We start from the raw sequence: 18,103 nt of genomic DNA on the forward strand, positions 1-18,103 counted from the left end.
AATGTTGCCTGTATTTTGCAGGCGAAGAGCACGGGCTGTCGGGTTTTCATCAACTGATGACCGATTTGGTGTGTCGCACTGATAGTCAATATAGCTACCTCAACACGCTTGTGGCTCTCAACGCTCAACGCGATGTGGTTGGCGTTTGCACTGCTTACGATGGCGCTCGCCTGCATCAACTGCGTGTGGCCTTTGTGCAAGGCTGCTTAGCGCGCTTTAATCGCGACTTCGGCGATATGGACGACGAGACGGCAGCAGGCGAATTGTATGTAGACAGTTTGGCTGTAGATGCGCGTTATCGGGGTAAGGGCATTGCCAAGGCTCTGTTAAGGGCTACCATAGAAAAGGCCAAACAACTGCAATTGCCTGCCGTTGGTCTGCTTGTTGACAAAGGGAACCCCAAGGCCGAAAGGCTATACACTAGCGTTGGCTTTCAACATGTGGATGATAACCAATGGGGAGGACATGCCATGAGGCATTTGCAGTATGTTTTAGGGGTAGAGTAGTGAGGAGTTCTTTTTAGGAGTTAAGGAGTTATGGAGTTCTTTTTGGGGAGTTAAGGAGTTATGGAGTTAAGGAGTTAAGCCAATAGCTTTGCGGTTAACGGCAGCATTTTATACTTCTTGTTAACTTGTCCCCTTGTCCACTCACCAACTCATTAACTTGTCAACTGGTTAACTTGTCAACTGGTTAACCCGTCAACTTGTCCACTCATTAGCTCGTCACCTGTTTTTCACTCTTTTCCAAAAACTCCTCCACGTCTTTCTTTATTTGTAGAAATGGAGCAGCATCCACATACACCTTACTCTTCTTCAACATTGGAGCCATGTCTGACACACTATGGGCATAAGATGCTAATTCGTTTCGCATTTGTGTGGAATGCACGCTTTGCTGACGGATTTCCATTTCGCGTTCGCGCACAAGATATTCGCACACGCGCATAAGCATAGGGATTACGAGCGTGTCGGCCAGATGATGACCTTGTATATATAAATAGGTAGTGTCGGGTGTAACGCCCAACCTAAGCAAGTCGGCTTTCACCTCGTTCCAACTTACCTTGGCGTTGGGATGACGTTGGCGCAGTTGTCGCAGTTTGTGGTCAACCCTGCTTTGCAGTTTACCCAGCTGTTCTTCGGTACGATGAAACGAAAACCTGCCGAAGTCAATCATTCTGTTAAAGGCGGTGATTGTAAATTCGCCATAACGCCCCATGCGATAGTGCCAAATGTTCCAAACGAAGAGCGGAAACACAATACGAGAATAGCGCGCAAAGAAGTCGGGGAAGTCGAAAACAAAATGGTCGTTCAGTGTGGCGGCCACACACACTTCGTGCAATCCGCCTGCGAAACATTGCAGGTTCTCGATGGAGTAGGCATAGGTGTGGAACACGAAGGGATTGTTCAGTATGGCTTTCGAAAGTGGCGATGCCCCTTGCAACAAGTAATCGTAGTCGGCATCCACACAGGCAATCATGTCGTTACCCACCTTTTCGCCAATCAAGCTCATCAATGCAGCTTTCTTTCCCCGTTCCAACTTGTTTTCTTTCGAAGGCAACATCACTTCGAAATATCGGTTAGCGTTTTCAAAACTGCTCAACACCGTGCGCCAAAAGAATATGTCGTCGTAGCTTTCAACGTATGCCACGATGCGCCTGCGCGCCCTTTTGGGCGTCATCCTGTTGGCCGCCTCGAAGTACGAAGACGATAAGTGTTCTTTTAGACCTTTGGGCATGGAGAAGTATGTTTAAAGGTGAAAGGGCTTTTAAAGGTGAAAAAGCTTTTAAAGGTGAAAAAGTGAAAGGGTGAAAAGGTGAAAAGATGGCTGCGCCTCTTAGCTTGTTAGCTCGCAACCTTGTTAACTCGTGAACTTGCCAACTCGTGAACTTGCCAACTCGTGAACTTGTCAACTCGTGAGCTTGTCAACTCGTCAATTTGTCAACTCGTGAACTTGTCAGTTTGTTAACTTGCCAACTTGTCAACTCGTCAACTTGTTAACCCGTCAACTCGTGAACTCGTGAACTCGTCCATCCACCAGCTTTCTATTCCACCGTAATATCGCTTACTTCTGTCACCCTGTCCATCCATCCGTCCATTATAACGGCTGGACTATGCGTAGTAAGAATTATCTGCACATTGGGGTTAAGCTGCAAAATAAGGTCGATAAGCTGTTTTTGCCATTCGATGTGCATACTCACTTCGGGCTCGTCCATAAACAGAACAAAGGGCAGACGGTCTTCAACCAACACCGTAAGCAGCACCACCAGCAATTGCTTTTCGCCACTCGACAGTTGGTAAGGTTGCAGCGTTTCGCCTATCTGCGAGAAACGCACTTCGTTCTCGGTGCGTATGATGGTTTTTCCTGTTTCGGCAAACAAGCGGTCAATCATGTCTTGAAACATGCGCTTGGGTTCGTTGTGAGCTTGCGCCACACGTGCCGCATCGGGAGCGCCACTTTGCAAGGCTTGTATAATGCGGTTGCCGATGTCTACCTGGTAATCCAAATATCGGCGTTGCAACTGATAAAGTTGGAAATCCAATTCCGTCGTGATGCTCAACCCCAACTTGGCGATAATCTCGGCGTTGAGCAGGGGGCGGTCGAACGAACGGATGATGTCGTAGCGTATGCACGTAGCGTCTTCGGGCTCCATCGTTATGTGCACGCCCTTTACATGGCATTGGTTGGCGTCTCCTCCCTTGGGCAAACACTTCACCACTCGGTTTAGAATGGTACTCTTACCCATGCCGTTCACACCGCTCAGCACGTTCACTTGCTTGTGCAGTCGCCACACAATGTGCCGCGTTCCGCTCCATAGCGAGTCTATCTCTATCTCTTTGATGTAGTCAGCATATTTCTCCATGTGGGCTTGTTGTTATGGCCTTCGTCCGTATCGCTTGTGCGGTGGCAGACTTGTGGCCTGTTGAACTTTTACGCTTCTCTATCACTGTGCGTTTTGCTAAATGCCCCTATCGCCCGAAAAGGCAACGAAACCATTTGCAAGAACCTGCCTTACAAATGTACGCATTTTATTCTAAATTTGAGTAACTTTGCACCATAAAAACTAAAAGAAGATATGGATAAAGCGCACATCGGCGAAAGTTCGTCCACTTCGCCTTGTGAACAAACGCACAACGTGATGCAGGATAACACTCAAAAAGACACTTGCCAAACCCCTAGTTGCAACCGTGGCGCAGCGCCTTTGCAGGCTCATGCGGCCATGTTTCTTGCCTGTTTGTTTTGGGGATTGATGGCTCCTTTGGGCAAAGATGCCATGAGCCACGGCATCGACGGCATCACAATGGTGTCGTTTAGGGTGGCAGGTGGCGCGGCATTGTTTTGGCTAACGTCGCTTTTCATGCGTAAAGAGCATGTTCCACGCAAAGATGTGTTGCGCTTTGCAGGTGCGGCCGTCTTCGGATTGGTGTGCAACCAGTGCTGTTTTACCATCGGACTGAGCCTCACTTCGCCCATCAATGCCAGCATCGTAACCACCTCGATGCCCATCTTCGCGATGGTCTTCTCGGCCATCATCCTAAAAGAACCCATCACGGGGAAGAAGGCCACGGGCGTGTTGATGGGTTGTAGTGGTGCATTGATACTTATCCTTACTAGCGCGGCGGCCACAAACCGCGTGCAAGGCGACATCCGTGGCGACCTGCTTTGCCTTGGGGCGCAGTTTTCTTACTCCTTTTATCTCTCGCTTTTCCATCCCCTTGTGCGTCGCTATTCGGTGATAACGGTCAGCAAGTGGATGTTCTTTTGGGCCACGTTGTTGCTTTTGCCTTTTACCGGGGCGCATATCGCCGCATTGCCTTGGGCACAAATAGGGGGCATTACGTGGCTCGAAACCGCCTACGTGGTGGTTATTTGCACCTTTGTTTGCTATTGCCTCATCATGGTTGGGCAGAAAACGCTTCGCCCCACGGTGGTTAGCATCTACAATTATGTGCAGCCCATCGTGTCGGTAACGGTTAGTGTGCTGATGGGTATCGGCGTGTTGAAGTGGGCGCAGGGCCTAGCCATCATCTTGGTGTTTGGTGGTGTTTGGCTTGTAACTAAGTCGAAGAGCAAGCGCGACATGGAGCAAGGAAAATAATGTCCTTGCCCCTCGCTCCTCCCTCTAAGGGGGAGGGGAGTGGTATCTCTGGTGGATTGAGGGCAGATAGACCGTATATTATATTGCCGCCTTTAATGCAGCACTAACAAGCTTATTCCTTTAACTACGTCGTCAAGCTGGTCTTTATAAACTAGTCCGTCAACATATTCCGTTGGGATAGTGTTATACCCAAACTTAGCACCCAGAATCGCACAAGCAACAGCGGCGTTAGTGTCGGCATCGCCGCCTGCCCTTACAACGGCTAAAAGGCCATCTGCAAACGATTTGGCATGCCAATAAGCCCATAGGCCAGCGGCTAAACAGCGTAAGGTGTACCCAACAGAGTTTTTATCTTGTAGTTCTAACACTCGAATATCGATGTCGAGTGATAGGTCTACGTACTCGATAATCCTATTGTCGTATTTCCTGGCCAAGTCTATTATTTGGTGATAAGACAGGTCTTTGCCTTCGTAAACCAAGCTATGTATCAGCAAAGACACGATAACACACGAGCCAACGCAGCGCGGGTCGTAGTGTGTTAGCCTGCAAATATTTGCTGCACACACTTCTACTGCCTTGGGAAACAAGCCAACAACCGATGTTCGCATCAGTCCTCCGTTGGCTGCCGCTCTGCAATGGCTCATCTCCCAAATTTTCTTAGACACCTCAAAAGGTTTTTCTACGTAGTCTCCAAAGAGTAAAACCTTATGTGTGGTTTCGCCAATGCCCATCGGACAGCCATCCGCCCAATGCTTAAAGTTTTGGGCAATAGTTGTCAGATTAACTCCTTCATCCTTGATAACGGCATTGGCAATGCACAGCATCATGTCGGTGTCGTCGGTCCAATCGCCCATTTTCCACCTTTTACGATGATGGTCTTGAAAGATGTCACTATAATGGGTAATGCCATTGGGATATTTCAAGGCCATTTCTTCGTCTGTCATTCCCTCTGTACCCAAGCCTAGTGCGTCGCCAATGGCTTGGCCATAGATGGTTCCTTTTATTCTATCAACAAGCGTTTCATTATTGTTGGCTTGTTCAAAACCATGACTTATCATTATGCTTTTTGAATTTTATAAACTATGAATGTCACTAGTGTCGAATTGTTTTTCATCACCGACACGTGCTTTTGGTGTTTGAATCTTACTACTTGCATTATCATGCGGAGTGCGGACTTTGTGCAAAAGAACACTGCAAATGTACGAAAAGTTAAGGTGATTTGCGAGCTGCATCACGTTTCTGCACGCAAATAAATGCTTATCTTTGTTAGTTCTTCATCACTTTAAATGACTTAGATATAGCAATCATATCAATTAAACTCACAAGCTTATCAACTGACAAACTCACAAACTCATAAACTAAAAAAATACCACATCTTTTACAAATTGCACTCTGCTTGCCACCCCATTCTAGCGAAAAAATGGCTTAAAAGTAGGCAAATCAATGCTATTTCTGCCTTTTACGTCTCTTCTTTTTGTCCTTTTTTGCGAACATTACGTGCATTTAGCACCACTTTGCCTTTCTAGATGGTTGCCTAATTGTTGTTTTTCACTCCCCCAATAACGCACTTTTAGCCCCTAAAACTCCACTTTTTAATGTGTATTTTGCCCTTTTTAGCTATGTTTTTTATGGTTCGGAATGGTTTTGTCTATACAATTGCGGTGAATATTTATGCTTATCGACTCGCATTTAGAAGCATTTTGCACTACTTTTAGCACCAAAATAGCTTGCATTTAGCACCAAAATACACTGCATTTAGCACCAAAACGCACTGCGTTTAGCACCAAAACACACTGCATTTAGCACCAAAATGCACTACATTTAGCAGCAAATAGCACAAAGTATGGTGCAAACTGCGGTTTTATGCAATGCGTATTCATTTTGTCGGCATCCACAACTACCCCCCTTTTGCATCCAGACAAACCTTCATGAGAATCGGATTTTTGCGGTCGAGTGGGCGGTTGGTGACTGAAAATGGCACTCATAATGTTAAAAAACGTGCTGAAAATTTTACATGGGATGGGAGAATGTACTGCCTTCACGCATAACCGTTACCCTCGTTCGCTTGTATTAGGCAAATATACCACACTTATGCGATTGTGTGCTTTTGTGTTTCTTCGTAACTTTGCACCGTGAAAAGAATATTAATCTCAAAAGAAAATAGAACGTATGGCACGTATTGCAAAACGGCTGACCGAGCTAATCGGAGGCACCCCGTTGTTGGAACTTGGTAAGTTTTCGGCTTCCAACAACCTTGAAACGCCCATCGTGGCAAAGATAGAGAGTTTTAACCCTGGCGGAAGTGTGAAAGATCGCATTGCGTTGGCTATGATTGAGGATGCTGAACGCAGCGGCCTGCTGAAACCCGGAGCAACCATTATCGAACCTACTAGCGGCAATACGGGTGTGGGCTTGGCGCTTGTGGCTGCCGTTAAGGGCTATCAACTCATACTTACCATGCCCGAAACAATGAGCGTTGAGCGACGAAATTTGGTGAAGGCATACGGCGCGCAGGTGAAACTTACGCCTGGAAAAGACGGCATGAAGGGAGCCATAGAAATAGCACAACAACTTAGGGCGGCCATCCCTGGGGCTGTTATACTGCAACAATTTGAGAATCAGGCTAACCCCGAACGGCATTACGAGACTACGGCACGCGAAATTTGGGCCGACACGAGCGGACTAGTAGACATATTTGTGGCTGGTGTGGGTACAGGTGGAACGGTGTCGGGCGTTGGAAAGTACTTGAAAGAGAAAAACCCCAACGTGCGTATCGTGGCTGTTGAACCTACTGATTCGCCCGTGCTGAGTGGCGGTAAGCCAGGTCCGCATAAGATACAAGGCATCGGTGCTGGTTTCATTCCCAAGACCTACAATGCAGAAGTGATAGACGAAGTGGTGCAGGTGAGTAACGACGACGCGATACGTACGGGTAGGCAATTGGCTCAACAAGAGGGTGTGTTGGCTGGTATCTCGTCGGGAGCAGCCGCCTTTGCCGCGGCACAACTGGCTAAACGCCCCGAAAACGCGGGCAAACGCATCGTTACTTTGTTGCCCGACACGGGTGAACGCTATCTGTCAACGGTGCTGTACGCCTTTGAAGAGTATCCTTTGTAAGGAGTCTTCTTTGTAAGGAGTTAAGGAGTTATGGAGTTAAGGAGTTAAGCCAAATGCTTGAAGGAGTTAAGCCATTTGTTGAAGGAGTTAAGGATTTATGGAGTTAAGGAGTCAAGCCATTTGTTGAAGGAGTTAAGGAGTTAAGGAGTTAAGCCAATTGCTTGAAGGAGTTAAGAAGTTAAGGAGTTAAGCCAAATGCCTTGCTGTCATGAACAAATACCCTTGGTTAGCTTGTTCCCTTATCGCAAAGCTATTGGCTTAACTCCTTAACTTCATACTCCTTTACTCCAAAATTGAAAGGGTTAAAAGGATGGAATGGCTAACGCCCAAAGGACATTTGGCTTAACCATAACTCCTAACTCGAATGTGTTAAAAGAGTGAGGAATGGGCTAATGCCCAAAGGACATTTGGCTTAACTTCTTAACTCCATAACTCCTTAACTCCTAAACCTGAAAGGGTAAGAAAGGTGAAGAATGGCCTAACACCAATAAGACATCTGGCTTAACTCCTTAACTCCTAAAATTGAAAGAGTAAGAAGGGTGAAGGAATGGTTAGCGCTAAAAAAGCTATCGGCTTAACTCCTTAACTCCATAACTCCTTAACTCCTTCAAGCAATTACAAATCATCCGCAAACACAGGGTCGTCGTACGACAGCATGATTGGCGTTTGTGTGGCCATCTTTAGTATGTCGGCCGACACATATTGCTTGTCTACCACCAAACGGAAGAAGAAGTCGTTGAACCAATTGTTCGACATGATGAGGTAGCCCTTGTGTCCGTTGTCGTCTCCCCAGCTGTTTTCAACCTTCCATTTCAAAGCCTTGCCTTGGCTATCTAGGTCGACGGCCGTTAAGGTCATGGCATGCGTAGAGCCGCTGTCGAAGGTGGCAATGCGGTCTGCTTTGTTCATGGGGAACGTTGTTCCGAAGAGTGGTCCGTAGTCAAAGTTGTTGACATCTAGATAGCCCTTGCTGCGGTCTAGCTGCTTGCCCACATCGTAAGAGCTGTACATCTTATGCCCAGCTTTAAGCGATGCGATGGCCATCTTATGTATCTCTTCCATAGGAAGGTTTAGGTAACGCCAGTTATGTCCGTCGTAGGTGTGGCGGTCGTGCTTCACTTCGTACACCTTATAATAGGCGTTGCGGGGGTCGTTCATCACCATAATGATGTTGTCGTTAAGCGAACGGCCCACCGTTTTGTCGTAAAATTGTTTCGGCGTATAGGTTTCAACAGGCGTAATGGCCTTACCATCCTTGTTCTTAAAGGCGTATTGGAACGACTTAACGGGTTCGCCCAAGGTCAAGGCAAGCATTTTATACACCGTGGCAAGCATCTGTGTCTTGCGTTCTTGTATCTGTGTAGGTTTCGCTTTGGCAGCAACCATCTTGCGAAGTTCAAGCCCAAACTCGCGCAACTTCGACGAAATCAACTTCGACATGCGGCTAGAGTTCTCGCTCGAATAGGTTTCGGGCATCACACTTTTGGGTACAAGGCCATATTTTTCGGCCAAGTCGGCCACGCCGCAGAACGTTCCACCATCGTTAAGCGGATGCTTAAAGAAGAATTGCACTTCGGGGTCGTTGATGGGTTTCTTGGCACAGTCTACCACACTTTGCAGCATGAGGTTTGCTTTTTCTAGCTGGTCGTAGAAAAAGAGGTAAGCGTGCGAATACTCAACCGTTAGCGAATCGCTGCGTAAGGCAAAGTCGGCCCTGAGCACATTCAGGCCTGTAAACATCCAGCATCTACCCGAACTCTTTTGGTTGTGAATGTTTTGTTTGGGCGTTTCCACGCTAAAATACGCGTCAACGTCGGCGCGACTTTGTGGCGTACGTGCCAACTCGTCGATAGAATTGGTGGCAATGGCATTAGCGATGGCTCTTTCGGCCGTGGTTTGTTTGCCGTTTTGCTGTATCTGTTGCAGCATTTGCAAGGATATTCCACCATCCTTGGTTTGGGCGTTAAGGCTGCCTACTACTGCCAGGCAAGCCCCCACAATCAGCGTTTTGTTGTTCATAAGTTGTTTGGGTTTGTATTTTTGCACAAAGTTAGCAATAAAAACCATCATGAGCAAACAGCTTACGCCCTATTTGTTGGTGAAGGGGGGATTATAGGAGGGATGGTTGTTGGCGGAGGAGAGTAGTTCTGCTGGTCTGGCTAGTTCTTCTTGTTTATCTAGTCGTTTTAGTGGGGCTAGCCCGATAAACCCAACTAAATGCTTACTATGGGCAGGTAAAACCAATCTGGTTGCTATCGTTAATTAGTGTTGTTAGTGAATGTCGCGTTTCCTTTTTTCTTCTATTTTGATTATATTTGCAAAGGCTATGGCTTTGCCCAATAGCCTTATCATTTTTTCATTAATTAGAAAGGCATGATGAAGAATATGGTCCACAGATTGTTGTTGGGGAGAAAATGTCGGCGTGTATTTTTGCTTTCTCTCCTTTTGGCGTCAGTAAATGTGCGCGCACAAGTGGCTACACCAACAGAGAACGCAGACAGTGTGGCGAGCGAAAAGACTTTGGCGGAGGTGAACGTAATTGCAAAACACCTTACACGCGAGGCCGATCGCATCGTGGCTATGCCCACAACCGAACAACGTAAGCATGCACACACGGGCTACGACCTTGTGCGAAACCTTATGATACCTGGCGTTAGCGTAGACCGGAAAACCTTTAAGGTGAACACACCCGCAGGTGGAGCTACACTTTATATAGATGGACGCGAGGTGGATGTACGCGAAGTGCGAGCCTTACGGCCGAGAGATGTGGCTAAGGTGGAGTATATCGACATGCCAACGGGTAAGTATGCCAAGGATGTTGCAGCCTTAAACTTCGTTACCAAACGCTTAACGCATGGCGGATACACGCAGATTGATGCGCTGCAAGGCCTTGGCTTTTTGCAAGGCGACTATAATGCCGTGTCTAAATACTCGGTGAAGAACACCAATTTCAACGCTTGGGCGGGTTACTCCATACAACAACCGCGAAACCACATCACGGAGAGTGAACACTTTTCGCTTGCTAGTGGCGATGTTGATAGAATGGGCGTGTTGCCCGAACGCTCTACTTTAAGCATTAACAAGTATGCCCAATGCAGTGTGAGCAGGATGAAAGAACGGGCCACTTGGATGATAAAGGGCGGGCTGAACTATATGCGAACATTTGAGAATAAGGCGGGCGAATGGTATTATACTGGGCCGATAACAGGGCGGTTGGCTACGCTCCAAAGCGGTGGTGAGCGTAGTCTGCGCCCCGAATTGTTTCTCTATGGAACATGGAAAATAGGCGAAAACCAATCAATAGAAACGGTTTACGATGGTTATTATTCGCGAAACCATTATCTTAATAATAACGTGGAGGGTGGAGATACGTACAAGTCGGACGTTACGGAGAACTATCTGTACTCGCGATTGGGCGTGTATTACAACCTTAAATTAAAGCATGGCAACAGCTTGTCGTTCAGTTTGTCTGAATATTTAAGGCTTAGCAAGTCGCACTATCACAGCCTTTTGCCCGCGTGGCAACGCTTGCGCTCGTCTGAAACAATCTTGTTTGTTGACTATACGCAGCGTGTGGGGCGATTGTTTTTCGACTTCAAGCCTGGCCTTTCGTACCAGAACTATCGGTTAAAGGGTTATGATGGCATAACGCATGTTACGCCTCGCCTGAGCTTTTCGGTGGCTAACCGCCTGTCGGATGTGCAACTATTGCGCGCCGAACTTAAACTAGGAAACACTTATCCCACTTTAAACACGGTGAATTATGTAACTCAACAAGTGGATAGGGTGATGCTTAGGCGCGGCAATCCCGACATGCACAACTCCATTTTATATTCTCCCCGACTAACTTATGGCTTAACTTTCTCGCGTTTGGCCATGAATGTATCGGCTAGCTATCTGTTTGCCAATCATATTATAACCAACGATTACCATGCCGAGGGCGATAAAATGGTGAATACTTTTAGAAGCGACACGCGCTATCATGTCCCTTCTTGCTCGTTTTCTACTACTTATCGGCCTTCAAAAATGTTTAATGTAAAGGTGGATGCCAATTGGGAAAGGAATGTGCTGAGGGGCGGAACACAATTGCAACACACAAAGTGGAGTGCTGCACTTGAAACCAATTGTTACGTAAACGATTTCGCTTTTTCGGCATCAGTCAAAACGCCCGAACGCCAATTGGTAGATAATCATAAGCTGGTAAAAACGGGATGGCTCTACGATATTGTTTTGTCTTGGAACCATAATAATATAGGTGTAGAGATGAATTGCTCTAACCTCTTCATCAAACGCAATGTAACTACAACCGATTTGCTCGCAGGCGTGTATGCCTATCATGGTGAAAGGCAAAGCGATTGGCATAACCAATACGCCACATTGAAGATGATTTGGAGTGTGGACTATGGTAAAAAGACACCCAAATCTGTGCGAAATGTCCGCAAAGAGGCCGAAAGTGCCATCATGAAAGCTGAGTGAGGTGGGGGGTTACTTGCTTTCTTCCCCCGCCTTAAACAAGCTAAAATTGACACTGCCGTATGCCCGATGTTCCACGAAATGGGCATGTTGGGAGAAGTCGTTGCCTTTTCCGTGCTCGAAAACAAACACGCCGTCGGGTTTAAGTAATTGGTGTTGGAAAATCAAATCGGGTATTTTCTCCAATTCGGGTAAGGCGTATGGCGGGTCGGCAAAGATAAAATCGAACTGTTGGCGGCAGCTTTTGATGAAGCGAAACACGTCGCCACGGATAAGCAAACTCTTGTCTGTGCCCAATTTTGTGGTGCATTGGCGAATGAAATGGGCATGCTCGCGGTCGGTTTCTACGCTCACCACGTTGGCACATCCCCTTGAAAGAAGTTCTAGCGAAATGCTCCCCGTGCCTGCAAAGAGGTCTAATGCCGTGGCATCCTCGAAATCTACGTATGCGTTGAGCACGTTAAAGATGTTCTCTTTGGCGAAATCGGTGGTGGGTCGGGCCTTAAATGAGCGAGGAATGTCGAAGTGCCTACCTTTATATAGTCCGGTAATGATGCGCATGATGAGTGGGTTGTAAGGGTGATTGGGGCGTGTGGTTGTTGGGGGCAAACTTATCTTACGCCCTCTTTAACGCCCCTGACGAAGATGGTCATAAGGTCGTAAGGCAGCCCCTCAATGGCGGTGATGGACGCGCGATTGAAGTCGGCTACGGGGTTGGCCACGTATGTTTTCTTCACAAATTCCAACAAGGCGGTCTTCGTCCACTCCTTGTCGGGTATGTCGCCCGAAAGGTGCAGCTCGTCTTGCATGCTGTCGAACCCCAGCTGTTTCCACACATAAAGGATGAAATACACGGCATCGCGCGAGCTGTTGGTGTCGAAAGCGTTGCTAAATTTAAATCTATTCTTGCCAAACGAGAACACTTCTAGGCGCTTGTCATGGAAGTAAGCGTATAGCTTGCGCCTACTTCCCGTAAAGCTACGGCGGTGTAAATGTGTCCACACACCTTTCATTAGCGGCGTTATGCGCACGTCGGCAAAGTGGTCGTCAACCACTAATTTAAGGTCTTTGTTCACGGCGAAGGCTGCCACTGCATTGAGATCGGGCAGCACATGGTGCATCATCGTGTCGGCATCGGCCAAAACCATCGTGCGATGGTATAGTTGTCGCACATCTTCCTCTTGGAATTCGTCGATGGGAACGAGCATAACCGGCGTGTCTACCAACAGGTTGGCGCGCTTGTAACCACGAAGTAGCAAGGTAGATGTCTTGAAAGCCTCGCGTAAGTTGGCCGCAACAGAGATGCCGCTACGAACGGTATAGGGTTCGAAAAACAAGTTTGTCTGCACCGTAGGGTCAACTGCGGCGAAGGAAAGCGTGTTGCGTGTGGCGCGTATCACCAGTCGCGTTTGCTGTATATGTAGGTCGGGGGCAGTCTCCTGCATGGCTTTGGGTGGGGTTTAAGCGGCGGCGCGGACGATGCTTAGCACGCATAGGGCCAGCAATACTACTGCGCAAAACGCCAAGATGTAATTAATGTTTACTTTCATTCGGTGTTCGGGATACTTTTCCTAACTTTGCATTCCGTTGTGTTGGGTACGCCGTAACAAGGACAAACCTTGCACAACGCTCCTGCAAAATTACAAAAATGTTTGCAAACTTGGTGTTTAAGAAATCAAAAAACAATGATTACCGATGAGATAACCCTTCGCCTAACGCAATGTTTCGGCCATACGCCAACAGACGAACAGGCGTCGGCCATACGCCTTTTCGCCCATTTTTTGGTGAGCCGCAACCCCCATTCGCTGATGCTGATGCGAGGGAGTGCGGGCACCGGAAAGAGTTCTTTGGCTGGTGCCTTTGTGCAAGCGTTGGGACTATTGGGACAGAAAACGGTGCTGATGGCACCTACGGGGCGTGCGGCCAAGGTGTTTTCGCTAAACAGTGGCGGGCATGCGGCCTTTACTATCCATCGTAAAATTTACCGATTGCGTGCCTTTGCTGGCGTTGGGGGCGAGTATAACCTGAACGATAACCTGCATGCCGACACGCTGTTTATGGTGGACGAGGCCTCGATGGTGGCCAACGGAGGTGGGGCAGAGGCCGCTTTTGGCAGCGGACGACTGCTCGACGACCTTGTGCGATATGTATATGCTGGGCGCAATTGCCGTCTTGTGCTCATCGGCGACCAAGCTCAGCTGCCGCCAGTGGGCGAAGAACAGAGTCCTGCACTCGACACACAGTTTATGCAAGGCTATGGCATGGAGGTGTTTGCATGCGACTTAAACGAGGTGGTAAGGCAGCAATCGGCTAGCGGCATCTTGTTCAATGCCACTTGTTTGCGGCAACTAATGGGGCGCGACGAAGATACGCTGTTGCCACGAATACGCTTGGATGGGTTCGCCGACTTACAAGTTGTCCCTGGTGACGAACTTATCGAGACGCTCAACACCAGCTATGCTGAGGTGGGGATGGACGAAACCATCGTGGTGACACGCAGCAACAAGCGGGCAAACGTTTTTAACCAAGGCATCAGAAACACGGTGCTTGGCCGCGAAGAACTGCTTACCACGGGCGATTTGCTTATGGTGGTGAAGAATAACTACCATTGGACGGAGAAAGAACGTAGTTCTATTGGCTTTCTTGCCAATGGCGACAGGGCGCGCGTGATGCGTGTAAGAAACGAACAAAGGGCTCACGGCTTGCGCTTTGCCGATGTGTGGTTGCAGCTTACCGACTACGAGAACGAAGAATTGCAAGTAACGGTTGTGCTAGATAGTTTGCTTTCTGAGTCGCCTGCACTCACGGCTCAGCAAAACGAGGCACTATATAATAATGTGTTGAACGATTACGCTGATATTCCTTTGAAAGCCGATAGAATGAAGATGGTAAAAGGTGATGCCTTCTTCAATGCTTTGCAGGTGAAGTTCGCTTACGCCGTTACTTGCCATAAGGCGCAGGGCGGACAATGGGAACATGTGTTTCTTGATCAAGGCTATGTGCCAGAAGACACGTCGCGTTCTGATTACTTACATTGGCTGTACACGGCTTTTACGCGAGCCAAAAGCAAATTGTTTTGGTGAATTGGCCGAAGAATCAGGTGGAATAAAGAGCCTCTACGCAGTTCATAACAGGCTTTATACCCAACCTCTCTCCAAAGGGAAAGGGGAATGATGTGCTTTCCCAATTGCGTTGTAAGGCACAGTTTAAAGGATGTTTTGAGGGTTTCGAGACCATGTTTGACAAGTGTGTTGGCTGTTGTAATTATGCTTGTTCAATACGTTTTTTTGCAACCAATGCAGTACAAGCTATCTTGTACAGCGAGTACAAGTGGCTTGTAGTCACACTACAAACTACTTGTAGCCACGCTACAAGCTGCTTGTAGTCGCACTACAAGCTGCTTGTAGTGTCAGTCTTTGTAGCTAGTAGCCTCACAAACAGAGTTGGTAGTGACGCAAGTTGATGCTGACTGGTTAATAATTTAAGGAGTTCATTTTAGGAGTTATGGAGTTAAGGAGTTATGGAGTTAAGGAGTTATGGAGTTAAGGAGTTAAGCCAAATGCCTTGATGGCGTTAGCCATTTTTTCACCTTTTCACCCTTTCACCCTTTCACCTTTAACACCCTCACTTCCGCATTCCCCATCTTCTCCACTTCGTGCATTTCCTTGTTGTAGAACACGCTTTGTATAGCCTTATTGATGATGCCGTGGCCCACGGCTAGCACCGTTTGGTTGGGGTAGCGTTGGACAATCATGTCGAGAAAGAGGCGGGCGCGATGCTTGATGTCCGTTAGCGACTCCACATCTTCGGGCCAAACCTTGCCTTTTAAGCTAGGAATAAACTCGCCAGTGAAACCGCCCCAATCGCGTTCGCGCAAGAGTGGAGTGGTGCAGAAAGGCTTATTGTGTGGCGCAGCAATGATACTACAGGTGTGTTCGGCGCGTTGTAAGTCGCTACTTACAAAGGCGTCGATGGGCGTATCGCTAAGTTCGCGAGCCAACTTTTCGGCTTGTGCCACGCCCGTTTCGTTCAGTTCGCCTTGCGTTTGACCTTGAAGTATTTGGTTAGCGTTGGCCACAGTCTCGCCGTGGCGCACCAATAAAAGTGTTGTCATCTATTTTGTTTGTGAAGTTTTGAGTTTATGGGCATGTAAGTTTTGGGGCGTGAGTTTAGGAGTTTATGCCCAATATGCGCTTTATCCGTTTATGAGTTCGGGCGAAAAAAGGGTTGCTTAGCACTTTTCGTTGGACGTGTTCGGTCTGCCTAAGTGCTGGCCTTTGGATGCCCTTTGCCATAAACACCGCACAAAAGTAACCAAAAATATTGCACCGACAAAAGATAGTTTGTATTTTTGTAGTCGGGTAATGGAGAGTTCTAAGACTTTTTGAGCAACGAGAAAACAACAGCAATACATGCTTACACTTAATCTCCGAGTTGACAGAACCTGCCATCTGTAATCCTGTTGTAAATATAATCAATGAGATATGAAGACAGTTCAAACATCTTTCATCCGTGCCATCATCGCCGTTGTGGTGGGACTATTGTTAATTAAATACCGCGAAGACACGGTGACGTGGATAACCATTATCATCGGCGTGTTATTCTTTATATCGGGTTTGATTTCGTGTATCGTCTACTTAGTGAACCGAAATGCCAAGCCTGCTGCCGTTGTCGATGTGGAGGGGAAACCCATTTCGCTAAACAAGCCCACGTTCCCCGTGGTTGGTATTGGCAGTCTTGTGTTGGGCGTTGTATTGGCTGCGTTCCCCACCATTGTTGTTAATTGGATGGTTTACATCTTCGGCGCCATTCTTATCTTAGGTGCCGTAGGGCAATATGTAACCTTGGCCAGTGTGGTTAAGCTTTCTAAGCTGAGTCTTTATTTTTGGCTCATGCCCTCGTTTGTGTTTGTTGTTGGACTCATAGCCCTCTTCAAACCCTCGTGGATAGCCTCAGCTCCCTTGCTTTTCCTAGGTTGGGCTATGGTGTTTTATGGCGTAGTGGAATGTGCCAACGCCTTTAAGATAATGAACATACACCGACAAGTGGCACGAATTGAGGCGCAACAGCAGGCCGAATGCGAGGCGATGGAGGCCGATGCGGTGGAGGTTGGCACGCAAGATGAAACGGAAACGTCATCAGACTTGTCTGGCTTGTCTAAACAGTCTGACTTGTCTGACCAGTCCACAACGCCCACAACGCCCACCAACAACACGCCCGAAGAGCAGGATAATCCTAACTTAGGCGCAGGAATTTAAGTCCTGTCGAAATTCTTTAAGTGATGGTTGAGCAAGCAGACAACACACCATTGCAGGCTGCGGAAGGCTGTCGCATCCTGTTGGCTGGTGCAACGGGCTATTTGGGAAGTTTCGTTTTGCGCGAATTGCAACGGCGAAACTACTCAACGCGCGTGATTGTGCGCAATCCGTTGCGCATGCAATCGGTTTCGCCGAATGTTGATGTAAGGGTGGGCGAGGTTACGCAGCCCGACACTTTAAAGGGCGTTTGCGAAGACATAGACGTGGTGATAAGTACGGTAGGCATCACTCGACAGAAGGACGGCATGACCTATATGGATGTTGATTTCCAGGCCAATGCCAACCTCGTTGACGAGGCAAAACACAGCGGAGTGAAACGTTTTATCTACGTTTCGGTGTTTAATGGTGAAAACATGCGGCACTTGAAGATTTGCGAGGCTAAGGAACGATTGGGCGACTACCTGAAAAACTCTGCGCTAGATTATTGTATTGTTCGCCCAACGGGGTTCTTTTCTGACATGCGCGACTTTCTAAAAATGGCAAAAGGGGGTAGTGTTTGGCTTTTTGGCGATGGCATGTTGCGCATGAATCCCATTCATGGGGCCGATTTGGCGCGGGCTGTTGTAGATGCTTTGCATAGCCAGCAACACGAACTTAACATAGGTGGACCCGACGTGTTGACGCATAATGCGATTGCCGAATTGGCATTACGCGCCTATGGGCATCAGCCTCGCGTTCGTCATTTGCCCGACTTCGTGCGCCGTTCCACGCTCTTTCTCCTTCGTTTGTTCACTCCTGCCAAGACGTATGGCCCACTAGAATTCTTCCTTACGGCAATGGCTATGAATATGCAAGCACCAACTTATGGGGAAGAAAGGTTGGAAGATTTCTTTAAACGGGAGGTAGAAAGCGAGCGGAAGACAAAGTGAGAAGACTTTGTAAAGGTGAAAAGGTGAAAGAGTGAAAAGGTGAAAAAATGGCTGCGCGTATGAACTTGTTCTCTTGTTAACTCGTAAACTTGCTAGCTAATAATGTTGAAAAGGTGGCTGCGCGCATGAACTTGTTCTCTCGTTAACTCGTAAACTTCTCAGCTAATAATGTTGAAAAGATGGCTGCACCTATTAGCGTGTTCTCTCGTTAATAGGCGCAGCCATCTTTTCAC

13 protein-coding genes and 1 pseudogene are annotated in these 18,103 nt (G+C 47.7%); 7 read left to right on the plus strand and 7 right to left on the minus strand.

What is annotated here, in order from left to right:
• Positions 1-506 (plus strand): GNAT family N-acetyltransferase (locus tag BN93_RS12320; protein WP_019188631.1); only part of this gene is annotated, 506 nt, incomplete at its 5' end.
• Positions 507-714: 208 nt separating this feature from the next.
• Here the strand turns inward: BN93_RS12320 and BN93_RS12325 are convergent.
• Positions 715-1,731, minus strand: a complete 1,017-nt coding sequence (locus BN93_RS12325; protein WP_019188632.1) for a DUF4435 domain-containing protein — start codon at positions 1,729-1,731, stop codon at positions 715-717.
• A gap of 307 nt (positions 1,732-2,038) precedes the next feature.
• Entirely contained in the window at positions 2,039-2,857 is an 819-nt protein-coding gene (locus tag BN93_RS12330; RefSeq protein ID WP_019188633.1) for an AAA family ATPase, read from the minus strand.
• Positions 2,858-3,133: 276 nt separating this feature from the next.
• Between BN93_RS12330 and BN93_RS12335 the strand changes: the two genes are divergently transcribed.
• Entirely contained in the window at positions 3,134-4,093 is a 960-nt protein-coding gene (locus BN93_RS12335; protein ID WP_044260725.1) for a DMT family transporter, read from the plus strand.
• Between the two features lie 92 nt (positions 4,094-4,185).
• Here the strand turns inward: BN93_RS12335 and BN93_RS12340 are convergent, their stop codons facing one another.
• Complete coding sequence (locus BN93_RS12340) at positions 4,186-5,151, minus strand: ADP-ribosylglycohydrolase family protein (protein WP_019188635.1); 966 nt, start codon at positions 5,149-5,151, stop codon at positions 4,186-4,188.
• 1,111 nt (positions 5,152-6,262) lie between these two features.
• Here BN93_RS12340 and cysK point away from each other — a divergent pair.
• The gene (cysK, locus tag BN93_RS12345) at positions 6,263-7,210 is read left to right on the plus strand and encodes a cysteine synthase A (protein WP_019188638.1); all 948 of its coding nucleotides are present in this window, start codon (positions 6,263-6,265) and stop codon (positions 7,208-7,210) included.
• 615 nt (positions 7,211-7,825) lie between these two features.
• On the opposite strand, the gene BN93_RS12350 is transcribed toward cysK, so the two are convergent.
• Positions 7,826-9,229, minus strand: coding sequence for a C1 family peptidase (locus tag BN93_RS12350; protein WP_044260727.1), 1,404 nt, complete (start codon positions 9,227-9,229; stop codon positions 7,826-7,828).
• Between the two features lie 426 nt (positions 9,230-9,655).
• On the opposite strand from BN93_RS12350, the gene BN93_RS12355 reads away from it, so the two are divergent.
• Positions 9,656-11,686, plus strand: a complete 2,031-nt coding sequence (locus BN93_RS12355) for a TonB-dependent receptor (protein ID WP_232211182.1) — start codon at positions 9,656-9,658, stop codon at positions 11,684-11,686.
• Between the two features lie 9 nt (positions 11,687-11,695).
• Here the strand turns inward: BN93_RS12355 and rsmD are convergent, their stop codons facing one another.
• Together rsmD and BN93_RS12365 are read right to left on the minus strand one after the other, a co-directional pair.
• The gene (rsmD, locus tag BN93_RS12360) at positions 11,696-12,244 is read right to left on the minus strand and encodes a 16S rRNA (guanine(966)-N(2))-methyltransferase RsmD (protein ID WP_019188641.1); all 549 of its coding nucleotides are present in this window, start codon (positions 12,242-12,244) and stop codon (positions 11,696-11,698) included.
• A gap of 50 nt (positions 12,245-12,294) precedes the next feature.
• Positions 12,295-13,128: a DUF3822 family protein gene (locus tag BN93_RS12365; RefSeq protein WP_009229197.1), complete on the minus strand. Its 834-nt coding sequence runs from the start codon at positions 13,126-13,128 to the stop codon at positions 12,295-12,297.
• Positions 13,129-13,368: 240 nt separating this feature from the next.
• Between BN93_RS12365 and BN93_RS12370 the strand changes: the two are divergent.
• Positions 13,369-14,792, plus strand: a pseudogene (locus BN93_RS12370) (ATP-dependent DNA helicase).
• A gap of 492 nt (positions 14,793-15,284) precedes the next feature.
• Here BN93_RS12370 and BN93_RS12375 read toward each other — a convergent pair.
• A complete protein-coding gene (locus BN93_RS12375; protein ID WP_019188643.1) occupies positions 15,285-15,797 on the minus strand; it encodes a histidine phosphatase family protein in 513 nt (170 codons plus the stop codon).
• A 370-nt stretch (positions 15,798-16,167) separates the two neighbouring features.
• Between BN93_RS12375 and BN93_RS12380 the strand changes: the two genes are divergently transcribed.
• Together BN93_RS12380 and BN93_RS12385 are read left to right on the plus strand one after the other, a co-directional pair.
• Entirely contained in the window at positions 16,168-16,941 is a 774-nt protein-coding gene (locus BN93_RS12380) for an HdeD family acid-resistance protein (RefSeq protein WP_019188644.1), read from the plus strand.
• A 23-nt stretch (positions 16,942-16,964) separates the two neighbouring features.
• Positions 16,965-17,870, plus strand: coding sequence for an SDR family oxidoreductase (locus BN93_RS12385; RefSeq protein WP_019188645.1), 906 nt, complete (start codon positions 16,965-16,967; stop codon positions 17,868-17,870).
• Positions 17,871-18,103: the final 233 nt, after the last annotated feature.

The organism is Prevotella conceptionensis 9403948 (assembly GCF_000312305.1).
Classification (GTDB): Bacteria; Bacteroidota; Bacteroidia; order Bacteroidales; family Bacteroidaceae; genus Prevotella; species Prevotella conceptionensis.

Bases quoted from the DNA above. Each gene is read 5' to 3' on its own strand.
- BN93_RS12385 (WP_019188645.1), top strand. From the start codon at position 16,965: ATGGTTGAGCAAGCAGACAACACACCATTGCAGGCTGCGGAAGGCTGT.
- BN93_RS12340 (WP_019188635.1), bottom strand. From the start codon at position 5,151: ATGATAAGTCATGGTTTTGAACAAGCCAACAATAATGAAACGCTTGTT.
- rsmD (WP_019188641.1), bottom strand. From the start codon at position 12,244: ATGCGCATCATTACCGGACTATATAAAGGTAGGCACTTCGACATTCCT.
- BN93_RS12325 (WP_019188632.1), bottom strand. From the start codon at position 1,731: ATGCCCAAAGGTCTAAAAGAACACTTATCGTCTTCGTACTTCGAGGCG.
- BN93_RS12365 (WP_009229197.1), bottom strand. From the start codon at position 13,128: ATGCAGGAGACTGCCCCCGACCTACATATACAGCAAACGCGACTGGTG.
- BN93_RS12375 (WP_019188643.1), bottom strand. From the start codon at position 15,797: ATGACAACACTTTTATTGGTGCGCCACGGCGAGACTGTGGCCAACGCT.
- BN93_RS12335 (WP_044260725.1), top strand. From the start codon at position 3,134: ATGCAGGATAACACTCAAAAAGACACTTGCCAAACCCCTAGTTGCAAC.
- BN93_RS12380 (WP_019188644.1), top strand. From the start codon at position 16,168: ATGAAGACAGTTCAAACATCTTTCATCCGTGCCATCATCGCCGTTGTG.
- cysK (WP_019188638.1), top strand. From the start codon at position 6,263: ATGGCACGTATTGCAAAACGGCTGACCGAGCTAATCGGAGGCACCCCG.
- BN93_RS12330 (WP_019188633.1), bottom strand. From the start codon at position 2,857: ATGGAGAAATATGCTGACTACATCAAAGAGATAGAGATAGACTCGCTA.
- BN93_RS12350 (WP_044260727.1), bottom strand. From the start codon at position 9,229: ATGAACAACAAAACGCTGATTGTGGGGGCTTGCCTGGCAGTAGTAGGC.